This window comes from Microbacterium sp. M4A5_1d, from assembly GCF_053345465.1.
Genome location: NZ_JBKFAD010000002.1, coordinates 1 through 18,245, shown reverse-complemented (window position 1 = coordinate 18,245; position 18,245 = coordinate 1). Strand labels below are relative to the sequence as shown.

The following is an 18,245-nucleotide window of genomic DNA, read 5'->3' as shown; positions in this document are numbered from 1 at the left end:
GCCCGGTCAGGCCTTCTCGTCCTCGTACTCGTCGGAGTACTGGTCAGCCCACTTGTCGACGTACTGATCGTCGTCGGAATGAGCGAGCTCCTTCTCGAGCGAGGAGAAGTTGACATTGTAGGTGTCGTACTTCAGCTCACGCGCGATCTTGGTGTGCTTCGCCTTTTGACGGCCACGCCCCATGCGAGACCCCCTCATTTCTGAGTCACGGGCTGTTCAGCGGTGCCCGGAGCATTTCACGATCCGGCGCTGGGCCGGGGAAGAGTAGCATCAAGAATAACACGGGGGCCCCGAGCCATCGCCGGTGCCGCCGCTGAGACAGGGGGCGACCATGGCCGATCAGCACTTCGCAGGCGACGAAAGTCGTCTTCCGTCGACGCCCGTCATCGCGGGAGTCATTCCCGGGCAGTCGCCCCGCGTCGTGGTCGAGGCGGCCCGGTATGCGTCGATGCTCGGTGTCGGACTCATCGTGGTGCACGTCGATGTCGCGCGATTCGTGACCTACGAGGACCCCGACGGCTACGTCCACACCGCTCCCATCGACCTCGGGGCGGTCTCGAGCGCGGCGCAGCTCGAGCAGATCCGCGCCGCCGCCGCTGAGGCGCTCGCGTCGTCGACCGTCGAGTGGACCGTGCATCAGCTGGTCGGGGATCCCGCGCTCGCCATCAAGCACCTCGCCGACCGGCTGGACGCGAAGCTGCTCGTGGTCGGCACGCGTCGCCGGGGCATCGGCGAGTCGATCCGTGAGTTCTTCACGGGCTCGGTCGCGGCGCGGCTGGCGCATCGGCAGCGGCGGCCCATCCTCGTCGTGCCGCAGGGTGAGACCGCCGCGGACGACGAGGACCTCTGGCCCGAGCCCTGAGCGGCCCGGAGCAGAGGTCCTCGGCGCGATGCGGCGCGCCACCGTGCGTCGTCAGCCCCGCAAGGCCCGCAGCATCTCTTCCCGGGTCCGGGTGAGCGCGGCGACGAGGTCGTCGACGGCAGATGCCGTGACGTCGCCGTCGCGCGCGATGTGCGACCGCAGGTCGGCCTTGACGTTCGCGCGGAACTCGGCGATCGCGGCATCCGCTCGTTGCGCCTGCGAGCGGGCCTCTGCGCGCGGGTTCTCGGGCGGCGACGGACGCGTGGCGGTCTCGTGGTCGACGTTCGCGGCGGCGGCGAGGTCGGCCTGGAGGCTCTTCATCGCCGCCCGCACACTGCCCCGGACCTCGTCGGCGATGAGGCGGATGCTGTCCGCCAAGCCGGCCTGGATGCCGTCGAGGTCATGGCGGCGGGCCGAGAGCTCGTCGCGACCGGCATCCGTGATCTCGTAGACCGTCTTGCGACCGTCGACGGTCTTGGTCACGAGTCCCTCGTCCTCGAGTTTGGCGAGGCGGGGGTAGATCGTGCCGGCGCTGGGCGAGTAGGTGCCGCCGGTGCGCTCGGTGAGGGCCTGCATGAGGTCGTACCCGTGCCGCGGCGACTCGTCGAGCAGCGACAACAGGTAAAGACGCAGGTCGCCGTGTGAGAAGACGGGCGGCATGGTCAGTGATCCTCGCGACGGTCCGCGGCGTCCTCGACCGGGGCGGCTTCGGGTGCTGCCTCGCTTGCGACCTCGGGCGCGCTGGTGCCGGCGACGTCGGTGGCCGCGGGGGCGGAGCGCCGCAGGACGGTGAGGTCGCCCGAGACCGAGTTGGTGCGGACATCGACGAAGGAGCCGCTGAGCTCACCGGTCGAACCGGTGAAGCTCGTGAGCGGGCCGGCGCCCTGCCCGGAGCGCACGACGCCGTCGATGAGCACGCGTCCGCTGACGCTGCGCACCTGGTAGTTCGCGGGCAGGCTCTCCTCGAGGCGAACCGTGGCGTCGCCACCCACGGTGTGGAGCGTGATCGACTGGATCGGACCGGACGAGTCGACGAGCATGGCACCCGAGACCGTGTCGATGTCGGCCGCGCGCAGGGCGCCGATAGCCGACACGTCGCCCGACACGGACTTCGCGGTGAGCGCACCGGTCAGCTCGCGCGCCTGCACGTCGCCCGAGACCGCGTTCGCGTTCACATCACCCGTGATCCCGTCGATGATGATGTCGCCCGAGACGGTGTTGACCCGCGCATCGGCCGTGAGGCCCGACACGAGCGCGCTCGCGCTGACGACGCCGAGCGTGAGGTCCGTGCCGCGGGGGACGGCGACGCTGATCTCGGCCTTCGGGCCGGAGGAGCCGAAGTTGCGGAACACCTGCGTGAAGTTGTCCCAGCGCAACTGCGGGTGGTCGATCTCCACGACGTCGCCGGTCGCCTCGATGCGCAGGTCCTTGCCGGTGACGGCGTGCACCTCGATGCGGACGCCGGGCTCGTCGTGGGCGACGATGTCGATCTGGCCCCCGACCATGCTCACCTTGAGCTTCCGAATGTCGTCGATGTCGATCACCCGGGTCTCCTCCGGGTGGACGATCCATTTCTGCAGTGTCATGGCGTTCCCTCTCCTCTGGCGACGGTCGTCGCGCATGATCGCGATATATCGCGTCTGCTGACGGTAACACGATATATCGCGACTCGTCTAGAGTCGACGGGCCGTTCGTTCGCTGCTCCGGGAAATGCAGAACGCCCCCACCCGAAGGCGGAGGCGTTCGCGCAGCGCGGCGGTCAGACGCGCTTGTTGCCGCTGATCACTCGGAAGAGGAACGCGATGAGCGCGATCACACCGACGATCAGGGCGACCCAGAGCAGCCAGCTCAGTGCGCTGTTCAGGCCACTGACGATCGCGAGCACGATCGCAACGACGATGATGATGATGAGGAAGATGTTCATGGGGGCTCCTTGTCTGTCTCCCAATGTCCGTCCCACTGCGAGACGTTCCGACCCCGTGAAGGGCTGACCGCAACGTTAGAGAATGCCGAGCGTGAGTGCCGAGGCCTTGACGACGGATTCGCCGTGGTGGTATTCCACCAGGCGCCGACCCGACGCACATGGTCGTCTCGGCGGCGAGGAAGGCGCCCTTTGTGTCGGGTCGCGGTCGAACGGCGGGTGGGGTGGGGTGGGGTTAGGGCCTCTCGCGAACGCCTGTCAAGCACCTGCGGCGACCCTCGCGACGGTCGTAGCGTCAGCCTGACGAAGAGGGGAGACCGCCATGCCACAGGGACGCGGATCGAACAGTCTCAAAGACCCCGAGCTCTACGAGGAGCTGCGCGAGGACGGCGCCTCGAAAGAGAAGGCTGCCCGCATCTCGAACGCCGCCGCCCGTGACGGCCGTAAGAAGGTCGGCAGCCGGGGCGGACAGTCCGGCGACTACGAGGACTGGACCGTCGACGAGCTGAAGAAGCGCGCCAAGGAACTCGGCATCTCCGGGTACTCCGGCAAGAAGAAGGCGCAGATCATCTTGATGCTGCGCAACCACTGAGGTGGCCCGACTCGTCCGGGTCCGGCCCGATGTCGATGCCGGCATCCGGCGCATCCGCTCAGGCAAGGGCTTCCGGTACACGGATGCCGACGGCGGGGCGGTCGGGCGGCGCGACCTCGCCCGCATCCGCAGCATCGTCATCCCGCCCGCCTGGAAGGACGTCTGGATCTGCGCGGATCCGCAGGGGCACATCCAGGTCGTCGGAACCGACGATGCGGGTCGTCGACAGTACATCTACCACCCGGACTGGACGCGCAGTCGTGACAAGGGCAAGTACGCCCGGGCGCTGCAGCTCGCCGGATCCCTGCCACGTGCCCGCTCGCGTGCGACCGCGTCGTTGCGACGCGCCGACCTCGATCGCGAGCGCGTCCTCGCCGCGGCATTCCGGCTGCTCGACCGGTCGGCGCTGCGCATCGGTTCGCAGCGCTACCTGCTGCAGCACGGCAGCCGCGGGCTGACGACGCTGAGACGTCGCGACGCCTCCGTGGCCGACACCGTCGTGAGCCTGGCATTCTCGGGCAAGAGCGGACAGCGCCAGGCGCTCGAGATCCCCGACCCGGACCTCGCCACGGCCATCATGCTCCTGATCGAGGGGCGCCCCTCGTCGCCGCTGCTCGCGTGGCAGCGGCAGCGCCGGCGGGTTCCACTCACCCCGAACGACGTCAACGCATACGTGCGTGCGCTGACGGGCGGCCCGTTCACCGCCAAGGACTTCCGCACTCTTCGCGGCACCGTCATCGCGGCGGACGCCCTCGCACGAATCGGCGTCGCTGAGACGGCCCGGGCCGTGCATCAGGCCGAGGTCGAAGCCGTGCGCGCCGCCGCGACGGCGCTGGGGAACACCCCCGCGGTCGCGCGCAGCTCGTACATCGACCCGCGCGTGTTCGAACGATATCGCTCGGGGATGCTGCTCGACACGACGGTCTCACCCGAGACGGCCATCCGTTCGCTCGTCCTCGGCTGACGCGCGGCTCGCGCGAGCACGCCGAACCGCAACATCCAACCGCAGCGCCGAAACGGCCCGGGCCGCGCGAGGCGACACCGGGCCGTTCGAGAGCGGGCGATGCGTCAGCGGCGCTTGCTCTCGCCCGAGGTGAGGAGGGCGTCGGCCTTCGAGCTGAAGAACCGGGTCGCCCACATCATGACGGCGGCGAGGAACGCGAACAGGCCCAGCGACACCACGCCCCACGCGCCGCTCTCGGTCGGGACGGCCTCGTTGATCCCCGTGCGCATGATCGGGGCGACGAATCCGCCCAGGTTGCCGAGGGAGTTGATGAGACCGATACCGGCCGCGGCGGCCGCGCCGGTGAGGAACGAGGTCGGGAACGACCACGTGATAGGGCCCGTCGAGAGGAACGCCGCGACCGCGACGGTGATCGCGATGATGCCGAGCAGGCCCTGTCCGTTGGCCCCGGCCCACGCCGAGACCAGGATGGCCGAGCCCGTCACGAGGAAGAACAGCGCACCCCAGACGCGACGCCGGCGAACCGTGTCGGCGTGCTTGCCGACGTAGTAGCAGGCGAACAGGCCGACCGCCCACGGGATGGCGGACACGAGGCCCACCTGCCAGCCGACCGACTCTCCGATGAGGTTCGACACCTGCTGCGGCAGGTAGAACGTGGTGCCGTAGACGGCGATCTGCAGGCAGAAGTAGATGACCGTGAAGTACCAGACCTTCCAGCTGATGAGCGCCGCGCCGATGCCGCGGGGCCCATCGGATTCCTTCACCGTGTCTTCGTGCTCCATCACCGCCTTCAGTGCGGCCTTCTCGTCGTCGTCGAGGAACTTCGCCTTCTGCGGCGAATCGACGAGGAAGAACAGAGCCGCGATACCGGCGACGACCGCCATCATGCCCTCGACGAAGAACATCACCTGCCAGCCGGCCCAGGGGGTGACCTGGTCGCCGATGCTGATCAGGCCGCCCGACAGCGGGGCGCCGAGCATCTGCGAGAACGGCTGCGCGAGGTAGAACAGCGCGAACATCTGCACGCGGCGCTTGTTGGGGAACCACTGCGCGAGGAACATGATCACGCCGGGGAACAGGCCGGCCTCCGTCACGCCCAGGAGGAAGCGCAGCACGATGAACATCGTCTCGCCGTTGACGAAGGCGAACAGCGAGGCGACGATGCCCCAGGTGACGGCGATCCGGGCGAGCCAGAAGCGCGCGCCGAACTTGTCGAGCAGCAGGTTCGAGGGGATCTCGAAGAGGGCGTATCCGATGAAGAAGATGCCGGCTCCGAGGGCGTAGGCACCCGCCGAGATGCCTCGGTCGACCTCGAGGGCGGACTCGGCGAACCCGACGTTCGTGCGGTCTAGGAACGCGACGAAGTACAGGATGATCAGCATCGGCATGAGCCGGTAGGTGGCCTTCTTGATGCCGCTCGCCAGGTGCGGGCTGCTCAGCAGCTCATTCGCGACCGTGACGTTGGCCCGCGTCGCGGGACCGTAGTCCGATGAGGACACAGTGACTCTCCTTCGAGTTCGTGTGAGGTGTTACGGGGTGACGAGGTAGCGGCTCAGCCGCCGAGTGAGGGAATGATCAGGACGAGGCCGACGACCACGCAGATCACCCCGATGGCCAGGAACCCGAGGCGCCCGCGCGTCCAGTTGCGGTTCACGGGAGCCTCAGTGCATGTAGAGGCCACCGTCGACGTTCAGGGTCTGGCCCGTCACGAATCCGGCGTCCTCGCTGATCAGGTAGGCCACGGCGGCGGCGATGTCGGTCGGGGTGCCGATGCGCGGCAGAACGCCGTCGGCGGCCATCGCCGTCTTCCGCTCCTCCGTCAGCGTTCCGCCCATGATGTCGGTGTCGATCGGGCCGGGGGAGATGACGTTCGCCGTGATGCCGAGCGGACCGAGCTCGCGCGCGACGGAGCGCATCAGACCGATCACGCCCGCCTTCGCCGCCGAGTAGGGCGTCTTCGAGAAGGTGCCGCCGCCTCGCTGCGCCGACACCGAGGAGATGCCCACAAGGCGGCCCACGCCGTTCGCGACGAGCGTCCGGGCGACGCGCTGCGTGACCCAGTGCACGCCGTCGAGGTTGATCGATTCGACGCGGTGCCATTCCTCGGGGGTGACCTCGAGGTAGGGGATCGGGGACGAGACGCCGGCGAAGTTCACGAGGGCGACGATCTGCGGCAGCGACGCCTCGAGCGCGTCGATCGCGGCGACGGCCTGCTCGCGGTCGGCCACGTTCGCGCCGACGCCGACGGCCCGCACGCCATGGGCCTCGGCGACCTCGGCGGCGGTGCGCTCGGCGGCCGCGGCGTCGACGTCGACGATGCCGATGTGCCAGCCGCGCTCGGCCAGGTGGAAGGCGGTCGTGCGGCCGATGCCCCGGGGGCTCGCGGCGCCGGTCAGGATGACGGTGCGCTCAGCGGGGAAGACGGATGCCATGGCGTGTTCTCTCAGTCCTGTGCGGGGTGGATGGGGGCGGGGCCGAGCTCGTCGATGAGCTTCTTCATCGCGACGTACGCCTTGTTGCGGTAGGCGATGAGCTCGGGCGTGCGCTCGGCGGGGACGTCGAGGAACCCGGCGCCGGACTTCGTGCCGAGCTTGCCGGCCGAGACGAGCCGGTCGAGGATGGGCGGTGTCGCGAACCGCTCGGGGAACTCCGTCTGCAGCGACGCGTAGCAGAAGGCGTACACGTCGAGTCCGGCCATGTCGGCGATCGCGAACGGCCCGAAGAAGGGCAGGCGGAAGCCGAAGGTCGTGCGCACGATGGTGTCGATGTCCTCCGGCGTGGCCACGCCCTCCTCGACCAGCTGCGTCGCCTCGTGGAAGAGCGCGTACTGCAGGCGGTTGAGCACGAACCCGGTCGCATCCTTCACGCGTGCGGTCTCCTTGCCCGTCGCGGCGACGATGGCCTCGACGACGGGGAGGACCGACTCGTCGGTGCCGGCGTGCGGGATCAGCTCGACGCCGGGGATGAAGGGGGCGGGGTTCGAGAAGTGCACGCCGAGGAACCGGCCGGGCTCGGTCACGGCTTCGGCCAGGCGGCCGATGAGGATCGTCGAGGTGTTGCTGCCGATGATCGCGTCGGGCGCGGCCGCAGCCGAGATGCGGCGGAGGGTCGCGTGCTTGATCTCGATCTTCTCGGGCACGGCCTCCTCGATGAAGGAGGCGCCGGCGACGGCATCCTCGATCGTCATCGCCGTGATGCGCTCGGCGATGACGGCGCTGGCGTCGGCGGGGAACAGGCCGTCGGCGGCGAACTGCGCGGCCTCGGCGATGAGGCGGTCGCGGTTGCCGCGGGCGACCTCGATGTCGACGTCGGCGATGCGCACGTCGGCGCCCGACAGGGCGAGCGACTGCGCGATGCCGCCGCCCATGTAGCCGCTGCCCACCACCGCGTACACGGGGCGTTCGTTCTCGGTCATGACGTTCTCCTCGTCGGTGTCGGTCAGGCTCCGGCGGTCGCCGGAAGCAGGGAGGTCAGGTAGTCGCGGTTGCGGGCGCACACCCCGAGGCTGTCGCCGCCGTACTGCTCCATGAGGAACGGGCCGCGGAACCCGAGCTCGAGCGCGCGGGCGACCATCGCCCGGTAGTTGATGAGGCCGAGCTCCATGCTCGTCGGCGTCGAGGTCTGCCAGCTGCCGTCGGCGGACTCGTCGCGTGCGTAGTTCTTCATGTGCCAGTAGTTCGCGTAGGGGAGGGTCTTCTCGTGCATCTCGCGCCAGTCCTCGATGGGGCGGTGCAGGCGCACGAGGTTGCCGATGTCGGGGTTGAGGCCCACGTTGTCGAGCCCGATCTCCTCGATGAGGCGCACCGCGCTGTCGGCGGTGCCGAGGTAGGTGTCCTCATACATCTCCAGCGACATCGGCAGGCCGACGGATGCCGCGTGCTCGCCGAGTTCGCGCAGGCGTCGGACCGCGAGTGCGCGGGTGTCGGCGTCATCGGGGTCGACCGGGCCCGGCGCGGTCCAGAACCACAGGGCGGCGCGCTGCGCCTCGTTGAAGGGCTGGTGGAGGCCGGTCGAGAAGACGCGCATGCCGAGTTCGGCCGCCGCGTCGATCGCGCGGTGCGCGTACGCGAGGTTCTCTTCACCCCGACCGGGCTGGATGACGCTCTGGCGCTGCACGTGGACCGAGACGAGCTCGACCCCGTGGCTCGTCGCGATGGACTTCAGTTCGGCCCGGCGAGAGGCTGTCAGCTCGGACGGGCGGATGTGGCTGTCCGCGATCTCGATCGCCGTGAAGCCGAGCCGCTCGACCTGCGAGAACACGCCGTCCCAGGTCTCGGCGTCGGCGTCGTGCAGACGGGTCCCATCCGCGGCGACGGGGGAGAAGCCGTGCATGCAGACCGCGATCGGGCCGGGCGTAGGGGCGGACGGGTGCGACGTTGCGTTCATGACGACTCCATTGGCGAGCGTGTCCGACGAGGACTCCCGTAGATCCTATAGGAAATAGAGAACGCTGCAAGAGGGAGTTCGCGGCGAGGAGCTCAGGCCTGCTCGAGCCCGAGCGATCGCTGGCGCACCTGCTCGAGGTGATGGAGCATCGACCGTTCGGGAGCGTCGGGGTCGCCCGTTGCGAACGCGTCGACGAGAGCCTCGTGCTCGGCGATCGCCTCGCGCACGTCGGTCACACCGTGTCGGACCGACTGCCGCATCCGGTGCAGCTGGGCTCCGAGGGTCTCGGACATCTCGGTGAGATACCGGTTGCCGCAGTGGTCGAACACGACCCGATGGAACGCGGCGTCCGCGACGAAGTAGGCCGCAGTCAGCTCGAGGTCGGCCGCGCCGGCGTTCAGGGCCTCGATGACACGCTTGCCGATGCTGCGGTGCTCCTCCTCCGCGGCGCGCAACTCGCCGATCATCTGGGGCGAGGCGGGCGTCGCGAGGCGCGTGGCATGCGTCTCGAGCATGATGCGGGCGTCGAAGAGCTCGCGCAGCTGATCGAGTCCGAGGGGCGGGGCGACTCGGTAGCCGCGCAGCGCCTCGCGCGTGACGAGACCCGTGCGCTCGAGCTGCACGAGCGCTTCGCGCACCGGGGTCTGCGACACGTCCAGCTGACGCGCGATCGTGTCGATCGACAGGCGGCGGCCGGGAACCGCCTCGCCGGAGAGGAGCAGCTGGAGGATGCGCTCGTAGACGTGGTCGCGCAGGCCCCGCCGCTCGATCGTCGCATCGAGTCCCCGCAGGTTGCCATCCCGTGATGCGGTCATCGTCCCTCTTCCGGTTCGCACGGAGCGCGCCTCACCCCGAGAGGGCCTCCACCTCATCGAGGATGTCACGAACTGCGCGCGGGTCGTGCGCGAACCGGCCGAGGAACAGGCCGTCGACGGCGTCGGAGATGGTCGAGAGCAGACCGGGCCCCGCACTGCCGCCGTAGATGATCGAGACCTCGCGGTCGGCGGCGTCTATTCGCGATCTCAGTCCCGAGCAGACCGACCGGATGTGTTCGGATGTCGCGGGCGCCGGCGCCCCGATCGCCCAGAGCGGCTCGTAGGCGATCACCACTGCGCCGGCGGCGCCTGCGCCGTCGGCATCCCGGAGGGCGCTGCGCACCAGCTGCGCGCAGGTCGCGATCGCCGCGTCGATCCCCGCCTCGTCCTCCTCGCCGACGCAGACGACCGGGGTGAGACCGTTCCGCAGCGCCGCATGAGTCTTCGCGGACACCACGCTCTCGGTCTCGCCGAACAGGCGACGACGCTCGGCATGCCCGACCTCGGCGTAGCGGCATCCGAGCTCAGCCAAGACGGCTCCCGAGACCTCGCCGGTGTACGCGCCGGTGTCATGAACGGCGAGGTCCTGCGCCCCGACCGCCAGGCGCCCTGCGCGTTCGAGAGCGCCGGGGATCGAGGGGAACTGCGGCGCGACGAAAGCGGTGACGCGATCGCGTGCAGGGTGCTCGTCGAGGATCGCCGCGACCTCCGAGACCCAGGTCAGCGTGCGGGCGTGCGAGAAATAGGTCTTGAGGCTCGCGCCGATGATCATCGGGCAGACCTCACCCCTCTTCGTATGCGCAGATCTCGCGCACCTTTTCGGCCGAGGCGCTCGAGGTGTCGAAGGTGTAGGTGAGCCATTCCGCCGCGAGGCGCCGCGCCAGCTCGATCCCCACGACGCGCTGGCCCATGCAGAGCACCTGGGCGTCGTTCGACAGGATCGAGCGCTCGACCGAGTACGAGTCGTGCGCCGTGACGGCGCGGATGCCGGTGACCTTGTTCGCCGCGATCGCGACGCCGAGCCCCGTGCCGCAGATGAGGATCGCGCGATCGGCCTCGCCGTCGCGCACACGCTCCGCGGCGGCGGTCGCGACTGCCGGATAGTTGGTGTGGCTGTCGGCGTCGACACCGACGTCGATGACCTCGGCGACGAGGGGGTTCGCCTCCAGGTCGGCCTTGATGCGTTCCTTGTACTCGTAGCCGGCGTCATCCGAGCCGACGATCAGTCGCAGTGCCATGTCAGGCGTCCTCCTTCAGGACATCGAGAACCGTGCGGGTGACCAGCGCGAACGAGACCGCGCCGGGATCGGGGGTGCCGAGACTGCGGTCGCCGTGCGTACGGGCGCGGCCGAGTCGGGCGGTGAGCTGGGCGGTCGCCTCGGCGGCGGCCTGTGCGGCGTCGGCGGCCGTCGCCCACGCGTCGAGCAGTGCATCGCCCTGAGCGAGTCGGTCGCGGAGCGTGTCGGCGAAGGGAACGATCGCGTCGATCATCGTCTTGTCGCCGACCGTGGCCTTGCCGAACGACATCACGGCATCCTTCATGCGTCCCACGCCCGCGGACAGGGCCGAGGCGTCGACCGCGTCGTCATCGCCGAGGGCGGCGCCGAGGTCGACGAGCATCTCGCCCCAGATCGCGCCCGACGTGCCGCCGCCCTTGTCAGCCCACGCCTCGCCTGCGTGCTGCAGTGCCGTTCGCGCGCCCGCGCCGGCGGTGACGGCACGTGAGGCGGCGGCCGCGGCCGCGCGACTGCCGCGCTGCATGCCGATGCCGTGGTCGCCGTCGCCCGCGATGCGGTCGATGCGTCCGAGCTCGTCGGCCTGGTCATCGAGCATCGCCGCGACGGCGTCGAGCGCGTGGGCGACGACGGTGGCTGCGCGACGCGACTCTTCCCCGGCCGGCCCGATCGCCTCGGTCTCATCGTCGTCGTCGGCGACGGTCGTCACCGCGACGCGGCCGTCGACCGAGCCGCGCCGGAACGCGGGGGTGTCGCACGACGCGTGCCACAGCCGGTCGAGCTCGTCGTCGAGCCAGAGGAGGGTGAGCGAGACGCCGGCCATGTCGAAGCTCGTGCAGAACTCGCCGACTTCGGGCGAAACGACCTCGACTCCCGCTTCGGTCAGCAACCGGTCGACGGCGCCGTAAACGACGTAGAGCTCCTCGTACTTCACCGAGCCGAGTCCGTTCAGGATCGGCACCACGCGACCGGTCGGGGCGGCGTCGTCGGGCCGCTCAGCGAGCAGCCGTTCGACGAGCAGCTGCGCGAGCTCGGCCGCAGTGGGGATGTCGACCTCGTCGATGCCGGGTTCGCCGTGGATGCCGAGGCCTACCGCCATGCGTCCCTGCGGCACGGTGAAGAGCGGTTCGGTCGCGCCCGGAAGGGTGCAGCCGCCGAAGGCGACACCGAGAGAGCGGGTGCGGTCGTTGGCGAGCCGTGCCAGTCGCTCGACGTCGTCGAGGTCGTGGCCCTGCTCCGCGGCCGCGCCGGCGATCTTGAAGACGACGAGGTCGCCGGCGATGCCGCGGCGCTTCTCACGCTCGTGCGGGGGAGCGCTGGAGATGTCGTCGGTCACCGTCACGGTACGGCAGTCGATGCCCGCCTCGCGGAGACGGTCCTGAGCCTGGGTGAAGTGCAGGACGTCGCCGGCGTAGTTGCCGTAGCTGAGCAGCACTCCGCGACCCTCGTGCGCGGCCTTCGCCACAGATCGCACCTGATGGGCCGACGGCGACGCGAACAGGTTGCCCATCACCGCGCCGTGCGCGAGCCCGGGACCGACGAGCCCGGCGAAGGCGGGGTAGTGGCCGCTGCCGCCCCCCACGACGACAGCGACCGTGGGCTCCGCGCCGCGGGTCGAGCGGACAACACCCCCCGTGACGGGGCGGACCCACCGGCCGGATGCCGCGACGAAACCGGCGACGGAGTCCTCGACGAACTCGTCGGGGTCGTTGAACAGACGCGTCATTGCGTTCTCCTCTGCGATGGGGGAGCGAACCTTTCGTCGATCCTATAGGAAACGAGTCGCGGTGCGACCCGGAGTGGCGGCATCCGCCGACCCATCCCGGGGTCTACGGTGGCGACGTGGTCGAGCGGGCGCGCATCTCGCCGCTCACGCTGGTCCTCGTCGTGATCGGCGGTGCGGCCGGCGTCGCCGTGCGAGCCGCGCTCACTCTTCCGTTCACCGGATGGACCCACCCCCTCGCGGTGCCCGCGCTCACGCTCGGATGCAATCTGCTCGGGTCCTTCCTGCTCGGCATCGTCGTCGGTCGCTGGGCGGTCAGCCGGCCCCGGCTCCGCGCGTTCGTCGGCACCGGCGTGCTCGGCGGCTTCACGACGTACAGCGCCTTCGCTGTGCAATCGATCCAGGTCGCCACCGCCGCGCCCATCGTCGGGCTCGCGCTCATCGCCATCAGCCTCGCCGGCGGTGCCGTCGCCGCGGCGCTCGGGCTCGCCCTCGGCATCCGCCGCGACGGGGATGCCGCATGAACGGGGTGAGTGCCGGGATGCTCGTTGCCCTGGTGGTCGCGGGCGGGGCGGGTGCCGGCATCCGGTACGTCCTCGATGTCCTCCTCATGCGGGGGCGCCGCGATGCCTTCCCCGTCGGCATCCTGGTGATCAACGTCACCGGTTCCGGGCTGCTGGGGCTCTTGACCGGACTCGGCGCGCTCGTCGCGCCCGACTGGCTGGCCGTCCTCGGCATCGGCTTGCTGGGCGGATACACGACGTTCAGCACGGTGTCGGTCGACACGATCCAGCTGATGCGGCGCGGCCGGCGCGACTGGGCGATCGTCAACCTCGTCGGCACCTTCGCCATGGCCGTCATCGCCGCGGCGATCGGCATCGTCATCGGGGGATTGCTCCCAGGCTGAGCCCACGCCTCCGCGGCGACCGCGTGGGATACTGAAGTCGATACATCCATGTATCGACGAGCGCATCCCGTTCGCCTGCATCACACCTACCTGCGCCGGTCCGGTGCGCCCGAGGGAACCCGTGTCGAAACTCGCCGTCCTGAGCCTGAAGAACCGCGCTCTCATCGCGCTCATCACGATCGTCGCCGCGGTGTTCGGCGGCCTCGCGCTCACGAACCTCAAGCAGGAGCTCATTCCCTCGATCGAGCTGCCTCAGCTCTCGGTGGTCACGACCTACCCCGGTGCCTCGCCCGAGGTCGTCAACACCGACGTCTCGACCCCGATCGAGACCGCGATCCAGGGCGTGCCCGGGCTCGAGTCGACGACGGCGACGAGCTCGACGAACGCCTCGATCATCCAGGCGTCGTTCACCTACGGCACCGATCTGGCGACCGCGGAGCAGAAGATCCTGCAGGCCATCAACCGCATCGACAGCCAGCTCCCCGACGGCGTCAGCCCGAACGTGCTGAGCTTCTCGCTCGACGACCTCCCTGTGATCCAGCTGGCCGTGACCGGCTACGACGACGCCGAATCGGTGCAGGCCCGGCTCGAGGGCACGGTCATCCCCGACCTCGAAGACGTCGACGGCGTCAACGCCGCCCAGGTCGTCGGAGGCCGCGTCGAGCGCATCACGATCACCCCCGACCAGACCGCGCTCGCCGAGGCCGGGTACACGCAGCAGGCCATCCGCGACGCGCTCGATCAGAACGGCGTCCTGTTCCCCGGCGGCGAGATCACCGAGGGCGACCAGTCGCTGACCGTGCAGACCGGCGCGAAGATCGCCTCGGTCGACGAGTTGTCGGCGTTGCCGCTCGTGCCGACGGATGCCGCTCAGCTCACCGGCGGCACGACCACGATCGGCGACGTCGCCACCGTCGCGCAGGAACCGTCACCGGTCACCTCCATCTCGCGTGTCGACGGCGAGCCGGCCCTGACCATCGCGGTCACGAAGCTGCCCGCCGCCAACACCGTCGACGTCTCGCGCGGCGTGCTCGACGCGCTGCCCGCGCTCGAAGACGACCTCGGCGGCGAGGCTCAGTTCACGGTCGTCTTCGACCAGGCGCCGTTCATCGAGCAGTCGATCGAGGCCCTCGCCCAAGAGGGTCTCCTGGGGCTCGTGTTCGCGGTGCTCGTGATCCTCGTGTTCCTGCTCTCGGTCCGCTCGACGATCGTCACCGCGATCTCGATCCCCACGAGCGTGCTCATCACCTTCGTCGGCATCCAGGCGTTCGGTTACTCGCTCAACATCTTGACCCTCGGTGCCCTCACGATCGCGATCGGCCGAGTCGTCGACGACTCGATCGTCGTCATCGAGAACATCAAGCGGCACTACGTCGAGGGAGCCGACAAGCTCGCGGCCATCACCCTGGCCGTTCGCGAGGTGGCCGCCGCCATCACGGCGTCGACGATCACGACCGTTGCCGTGTTCCTGCCTATCGCCTTCGTCGGAGACCTGACCGGCGAGCTGTTCCGTCCCTTCGCCCTGACGGTCACCATCGCGATGTCGGCCTCGCTGTTCGTCTCGCTCACGATCGTCCCGGTGCTCGCGTACTGGTTCCTGCGGCCGGGTAAGCCCGTCGTGACGCCCGACGGCCGGCGCATCGACCCCGAAGACCCCGAGGCGCCGCCGTCGCGACTGCAGAAGGCCTACCTGCCGGTCCTGCGCTGGACCCTCCGCCACTCCGCCGTCACGCTGGTGCTGGCGGTGCTCGTGCTCGGCGGCACCCTCGCGGCCGTGCCGCTGATGAAGACGAACTTCCTCGGCGACTCCGGTCAGAACACCTTCACCATGACGCAGACGCTCGGGCCTGCGGCATCCCTCGAGGCGGAGGATGCCGCCGCCCAGCGCGTCGAGGACGCGGTCACCGGCCTCGAGGGAATCGACGCCGTGCAGGTTTCGATCGGCTCGTCCGGATCGCAGCTGCGCGACGCCTTCTCGGGCGGGGGCGGCGGGGTGACCTACTCGATCACGACCGACAGCTCGGCCGATCAGCTCGACGTGCGCGATCGCGTGCAGCGCGCCGTCGCCGACCTCGAGGGCGTCGGCGACATCCAGATCGCCGCCGGTGGCGGCGGATTCGGCTCGAGCGACATCGAGATCGATGTCACCGCGCCCGACCAGACCGCGTTGCGCGAGGCGACCGACGCGGTCGTGGCGTCGCTGCAGGATGCCGACGGCGTGAGCCAGGTGACGTCGAACCTCTCGGCCTCGCTGCCGTACATCGCCGTGACCGTCGATCGCGACGCCGCGGCATCCCGCGGCCTGTCGGAGGTCGCGGTGGGCGGCATCGTCTCGGGCACGATGCAGCCCCAGTCGATCGGAACCGTCGAGATCGACGACACGTCGCTCACCGTCTACCTCGCGGCGTCGCAGGCGCCCGCGTCGATCGACGAGCTGCGGCAGCTGACGATCCCGACGGCCGGCGGTCCCATCCCGCTGCAGGACGTCGCCACCGTCGAGCAGAGCGAGGGGCCGACCTCCATCACGACGCAGCGCGGTCAGCGCACCGCGACGGTCACCGTGACGCCCTCGGGCGACGACCTCAACGCGGCATCCGCGACGGTCGCCGACGCCCTCGACACGGTCGAGCTGCCGCAGGGCGCGGACGCCGAGATCGGCGGTGTTCTCACGCAGCAGCAGGACGCCTTCGCGCAGCTCGGACTCGCCGCGCTCGCCGCCATCCTCATCGTCTACATCGTGATGGTCGCGACCTTCAAGTCGCTGCGGCAGCCGCTGCTGCTGCTCATCTCGGTGCCGTTCGCCGCGACAGGAGCGATTCTGCTGCAGATCGCGACGGGCGTGCCGCTCGGCGTCGCGTCGCTCATCGGCGTGCTGATGCTCATCGGCATCGTCGTGACGAACGCGATCGTGCTCATCGACCTGGTCAACCAGTATCGCGAGAAGGGGCTGTCGGCCCACGACGCGACGATCGCCGGCGGATCGCGTCGTCTGCGACCGATCCTGATGACCGCGCTCGCGACCATCTTCGCGCTGACGCCTATGGGGCTCGGGATCACCGGCCACGGCGGGTTCATCTCGCAGCCGCTGGCGATCGTCGTCATCGGCGGGCTCATCTCGTCGACCCTGCTGACCCTGCTCGTGCTGCCGACCCTCTACAACCTCGTCGAGGGTGCGCGCGAGCGCCGCGCGGCGCGGCGGCGCGGTGACGTCGGTGCCGGTGCGGGTGCCGGTGCGGATGCTGGTTCGACAGCCGGTTCCGCGGGAGACTGGGTGTCTGCGGCGCCGATGACTCGGCGCGAGCGGCGCCTCGCGGAGGCGGCCACGGCCGAGCCGACCCACCTCGTCGTGCCGGTGGACGGTTCACCCGATGCGCCCACGCACCTGGTCATCCCGGTCGCGCCTGATGACCACGAGGTCGGCGACGCCCATGCTGGTGCTGGAGGGCCGGTGGATTCTGGTGAACCGGAGGCCGGGTCGTCCCGTCGACAGGCTCAGCGCATTCCCGGGCCTTCTCGCGGACCCCGTCGCCGCCGCCTGGCCTGATTGCGGCTCGCGCCGGGCTCGCGGCGGGCTCGCGCCGGGCTGCCGGCTTGCCGCGATGCAAGGGATTGCCCGCGGCGCGCCGTGGCCGGGAGCGAGGCGCCGGGGTGTTGCGCCGGAACCCTTGCATCGCAGCACGCGTTGCCCCCGCCCCGGCCCTCGAGCCCGGCCCTCGCACCCGGCCCTTGCACCCGGGCCCCGGCGCCGCGGCGGGCGATTTCTCAGGCGGATGCCGTATCGTGGGCGGGTCGGCTCTGGGCAGCGCGTGATCGCGACAGGTTTTGTGAGTCCATGGGGCCGATGGTGAGCGCCGATCGGCGCGCATGACCATCATGTGAATGGCCCCCGGCCGACGGATGTCCGGGTTTGCCCGCGTGCGCGCGGGCGCTGTTCTCGTGCAGAGAACCCAGAAGGACGCACCCATGCCCAAGAACAAGAAGCCGGCCGGCGGCCGCGCGCAGAACTTCGAGCCCCGCTACGGCAAGAAGACGTCGTACCAGGACGCTAAGCGTCGCCCCGGCCAGTCCTCGGCCGGAACCCCCGGCAGCAAGAGCCCCGGTCACCGCGGCTACCGCGCCGAGAGCGAAGACACCGGTCGCAAGAACCGCTGGTCCTCGCAGGACCGTGCGGGTCGTGACGAAGCGCGCGGCATCCGCTCGCTGGCCCGCGACGACCGCGGTGGACGCGACGACCGCGGTCAGCGCGAGCAGCGCGGCTACGGGAACGACCGCCGATCGGATGCCGGCGGCCGCCGCCCCTACGAAGCGCAGCCCCGCGACGATCGCCGCACCTTCGGTGATGCGCGTCCCTCCTTCCGTGACGATCGTCCGCGTCGTGACTTCGGCGACCGCCCGAACCGTGATGACCGTCCCCGTCGTGACTTCGGCGACCGCCCGAACCGTGACGACCGTCCGCGTCGTGATGACCGTCCGGCGCGTTCGTTCGATGACCGGCCGCGTCGTGACTTCGGCGACCGGCCCCGCCGCGACGACCGCCCCGCTCGTTCGTTCGATGACCGTCCCCGTCGTGACTTCGGCGACCGCCCGAACCGTGACGACCGTCCGCGTCGTGATGACCGTCCGGCGCGTTCGTTCGATGACCGGCCTCGTCGTGATTTCGGCGACCGTCCGAACCGCGATGACCGTCCGCGTCGCGACTTCTCGGACCGTCCGCGTCGCGATGACCGCCCGGCGCGTTCGTTCGATGACCGCCCGCGCCGTGACTTCGCCGACCGCCCGAACCGTTCGGACTGGAACGCCGAGACGAAGTCGAAGGCCCACCAGGACCACGTCGACACCG

Annotated in this window: 18 protein-coding genes and 1 pseudogene; 7 read left to right on the top strand and 12 right to left on the bottom strand. The window is 70.0% G+C overall.

Features of this window, described 5'->3' with window-relative positions:
- Nucleotides 1–6: 6 nt before the first annotated feature.
- Nucleotides 7–183 (bottom strand): DUF3073 family protein, encoded by a 177-nt coding sequence (locus tag ACLBWJ_RS08215; protein WP_023953093.1) that lies wholly within the window; start codon nucleotides 181–183, stop codon nucleotides 7–9.
- A 148-nt stretch (nucleotides 184–331) separates the two neighbouring features.
- On the opposite strand from ACLBWJ_RS08215, the gene ACLBWJ_RS08210 reads away from it, so the two are divergent.
- Nucleotides 332–862, top strand: coding sequence for a universal stress protein (locus tag ACLBWJ_RS08210; RefSeq protein ID WP_447660095.1), 531 nt, complete (start codon nucleotides 332–334; stop codon nucleotides 860–862).
- 51 nt (nucleotides 863–913) lie between these two features.
- On the opposite strand, the gene ACLBWJ_RS08205 is transcribed toward ACLBWJ_RS08210, so the two are convergent.
- The 3 genes from ACLBWJ_RS08205 to ACLBWJ_RS08195 form a co-directional block, all read right to left on the bottom strand.
- Nucleotides 914–1,522, bottom strand: a complete 609-nt coding sequence (locus tag ACLBWJ_RS08205) for a PadR family transcriptional regulator (protein ID WP_274178120.1) — start codon at nucleotides 1,520–1,522, stop codon at nucleotides 914–916.
- Nucleotides 1,523–1,524: 2 nt separating this feature from the next.
- A complete protein-coding gene (locus tag ACLBWJ_RS08200; RefSeq protein WP_282501845.1) occupies nucleotides 1,525–2,448 on the bottom strand; it encodes a DUF4097 family beta strand repeat-containing protein in 924 nt (307 codons plus the stop codon).
- A 173-nt stretch (nucleotides 2,449–2,621) separates the two neighbouring features.
- Entirely contained in the window at nucleotides 2,622–2,786 is a 165-nt protein-coding gene (locus ACLBWJ_RS08195; protein ID WP_023953086.1) for a hypothetical protein, read from the bottom strand.
- A 319-nt stretch (nucleotides 2,787–3,105) separates the two neighbouring features.
- Here ACLBWJ_RS08195 and ACLBWJ_RS08190 point away from each other — a divergent pair, with 319 nt between their 5' ends.
- The gene (locus ACLBWJ_RS08190) at nucleotides 3,106–3,375 is read left to right on the top strand and encodes a DUF7218 family protein (RefSeq protein ID WP_274178122.1); all 270 of its coding nucleotides are present in this window, start codon (nucleotides 3,106–3,108) and stop codon (nucleotides 3,373–3,375) included.
- A gap of 1 nt (nucleotide 3,376) precedes the next feature.
- Nucleotides 3,377–4,339: a DNA topoisomerase IB gene (locus tag ACLBWJ_RS08185; protein WP_274178123.1), complete on the top strand. Its 963-nt coding sequence runs from the start codon at nucleotides 3,377–3,379 to the stop codon at nucleotides 4,337–4,339.
- Between the two features lie 104 nt (nucleotides 4,340–4,443).
- Here ACLBWJ_RS08185 and ACLBWJ_RS08180 read toward each other — a convergent pair whose 3' ends face one another.
- From ACLBWJ_RS08180 to ACLBWJ_RS08145, 8 genes are all read right to left on the bottom strand, one after another.
- Nucleotides 4,444–5,838 carry an MFS transporter gene (locus ACLBWJ_RS08180; protein WP_269266903.1) on the bottom strand — a complete coding sequence of 465 codons (1,395 nt, stop codon included), beginning with the start codon at nucleotides 5,836–5,838 and terminating at the stop codon, nucleotides 4,444–4,446.
- A 162-nt stretch (nucleotides 5,839–6,000) separates the two neighbouring features.
- Nucleotides 6,001–6,771: an SDR family NAD(P)-dependent oxidoreductase gene (locus ACLBWJ_RS08175; protein WP_269266904.1), complete on the bottom strand. Its 771-nt coding sequence runs from the start codon at nucleotides 6,769–6,771 to the stop codon at nucleotides 6,001–6,003.
- An 11-nt stretch (nucleotides 6,772–6,782) separates the two neighbouring features.
- Nucleotides 6,783–7,754 carry a 3-hydroxyacyl-CoA dehydrogenase family protein gene (locus tag ACLBWJ_RS08170; protein WP_447660094.1) on the bottom strand — a complete coding sequence of 324 codons (972 nt, stop codon included), beginning with the start codon at nucleotides 7,752–7,754 and terminating at the stop codon, nucleotides 6,783–6,785.
- 23 nt (nucleotides 7,755–7,777) lie between these two features.
- Nucleotides 7,778–8,725: a sugar phosphate isomerase/epimerase family protein gene (locus ACLBWJ_RS08165; protein WP_274178126.1), complete on the bottom strand. Its 948-nt coding sequence runs from the start codon at nucleotides 8,723–8,725 to the stop codon at nucleotides 7,778–7,780.
- Between the two features lie 92 nt (nucleotides 8,726–8,817).
- On the bottom strand, nucleotides 8,818–9,540 hold the full coding sequence (locus ACLBWJ_RS08160; protein WP_274178127.1) for a GntR family transcriptional regulator: 723 nt from the start codon (nucleotides 9,538–9,540) through the stop codon (nucleotides 8,818–8,820).
- A 31-nt stretch (nucleotides 9,541–9,571) separates the two neighbouring features.
- The gene (locus ACLBWJ_RS08155; RefSeq protein WP_404568386.1) at nucleotides 9,572–10,312 is read right to left on the bottom strand and encodes a triose-phosphate isomerase family protein; all 741 of its coding nucleotides are present in this window, start codon (nucleotides 10,310–10,312) and stop codon (nucleotides 9,572–9,574) included.
- A 10-nt stretch (nucleotides 10,313–10,322) separates the two neighbouring features.
- The gene (locus ACLBWJ_RS08150) at nucleotides 10,323–10,778 is read right to left on the bottom strand and encodes a ribose-5-phosphate isomerase (protein ID WP_023953069.1); all 456 of its coding nucleotides are present in this window, start codon (nucleotides 10,776–10,778) and stop codon (nucleotides 10,323–10,325) included.
- A gap of 1 nt (nucleotide 10,779) precedes the next feature.
- A complete protein-coding gene (locus ACLBWJ_RS08145) occupies nucleotides 10,780–12,501 on the bottom strand; it encodes a dihydroxyacetone kinase family protein (RefSeq protein WP_354451576.1) in 1,722 nt (573 codons plus the stop codon).
- A 116-nt stretch (nucleotides 12,502–12,617) separates the two neighbouring features.
- Here ACLBWJ_RS08145 and ACLBWJ_RS08140 point away from each other — a divergent pair, with 116 nt between their 5' ends.
- The 4 genes and pseudogenes from ACLBWJ_RS08140 to ACLBWJ_RS08125 all read left to right on the top strand — a co-directional run.
- The gene (locus ACLBWJ_RS08140) at nucleotides 12,618–13,022 is read left to right on the top strand and encodes a fluoride efflux transporter FluC (RefSeq protein ID WP_323987020.1); all 405 of its coding nucleotides are present in this window, start codon (nucleotides 12,618–12,620) and stop codon (nucleotides 13,020–13,022) included.
- Nucleotides 13,019–13,405 (top strand): fluoride efflux transporter FluC, encoded by a 387-nt coding sequence (locus ACLBWJ_RS08135; protein ID WP_337994952.1) that lies wholly within the window; start codon nucleotides 13,019–13,021, stop codon nucleotides 13,403–13,405. Before ACLBWJ_RS08140 ends, ACLBWJ_RS08135 begins: the two co-directional genes overlap by 4 nt.
- Nucleotides 13,406–13,526: 121 nt before the next feature.
- The gene (locus tag ACLBWJ_RS08130; RefSeq protein ID WP_447660093.1) at nucleotides 13,527–16,949 is read left to right on the top strand and encodes an efflux RND transporter permease subunit; all 3,423 of its coding nucleotides are present in this window, start codon (nucleotides 13,527–13,529) and stop codon (nucleotides 16,947–16,949) included.
- A 419-nt stretch (nucleotides 16,950–17,368) separates the two neighbouring features.
- Nucleotides 17,369–18,245: pseudogene (locus ACLBWJ_RS08125) on the top strand (DEAD/DEAH box helicase); the annotation flags it as partial.

Coding starts and splice junctions, on each gene's coding strand:
- ACLBWJ_RS08215 (WP_023953093.1), bottom strand. CDS start 183: ATGGGGCGTGGCCGTCAAAAGGCGAAGCACACCAAGATCGCGCGTGAG.
- ACLBWJ_RS08210 (WP_447660095.1), top strand. CDS start 332: ATGGCCGATCAGCACTTCGCAGGCGACGAAAGTCGTCTTCCGTCGACG.
- ACLBWJ_RS08205 (WP_274178120.1), bottom strand. CDS start 1,522: ATGCCGCCCGTCTTCTCACACGGCGACCTGCGTCTTTACCTGTTGTCG.
- ACLBWJ_RS08200 (WP_282501845.1), bottom strand. CDS start 2,448: ATGACACTGCAGAAATGGATCGTCCACCCGGAGGAGACCCGGGTGATC.
- ACLBWJ_RS08195 (WP_023953086.1), bottom strand. CDS start 2,786: ATGAACATCTTCCTCATCATCATCATCGTCGTTGCGATCGTGCTCGCG.
- ACLBWJ_RS08190 (WP_274178122.1), top strand. CDS start 3,106: ATGCCACAGGGACGCGGATCGAACAGTCTCAAAGACCCCGAGCTCTAC.
- ACLBWJ_RS08175 (WP_269266904.1), bottom strand. CDS start 6,771: ATGGCATCCGTCTTCCCCGCTGAGCGCACCGTCATCCTGACCGGCGCC.
- ACLBWJ_RS08170 (WP_447660094.1), bottom strand. CDS start 7,754: ATGACCGAGAACGAACGCCCCGTGTACGCGGTGGTGGGCAGCGGCTAC.
- ACLBWJ_RS08165 (WP_274178126.1), bottom strand. CDS start 8,725: ATGAACGCAACGTCGCACCCGTCCGCCCCTACGCCCGGCCCGATCGCG.
- ACLBWJ_RS08160 (WP_274178127.1), bottom strand. CDS start 9,540: ATGACCGCATCACGGGATGGCAACCTGCGGGGACTCGATGCGACGATC.
- ACLBWJ_RS08155 (WP_404568386.1), bottom strand. CDS start 10,312: ATGATCATCGGCGCGAGCCTCAAGACCTATTTCTCGCACGCCCGCACG.
- ACLBWJ_RS08150 (WP_023953069.1), bottom strand. CDS start 10,778: ATGGCACTGCGACTGATCGTCGGCTCGGATGACGCCGGCTACGAGTAC.
- ACLBWJ_RS08145 (WP_354451576.1), bottom strand. CDS start 12,501: ATGACGCGTCTGTTCAACGACCCCGACGAGTTCGTCGAGGACTCCGTC.
- ACLBWJ_RS08135 (WP_337994952.1), top strand. CDS start 13,019: ATGAACGGGGTGAGTGCCGGGATGCTCGTTGCCCTGGTGGTCGCGGGC.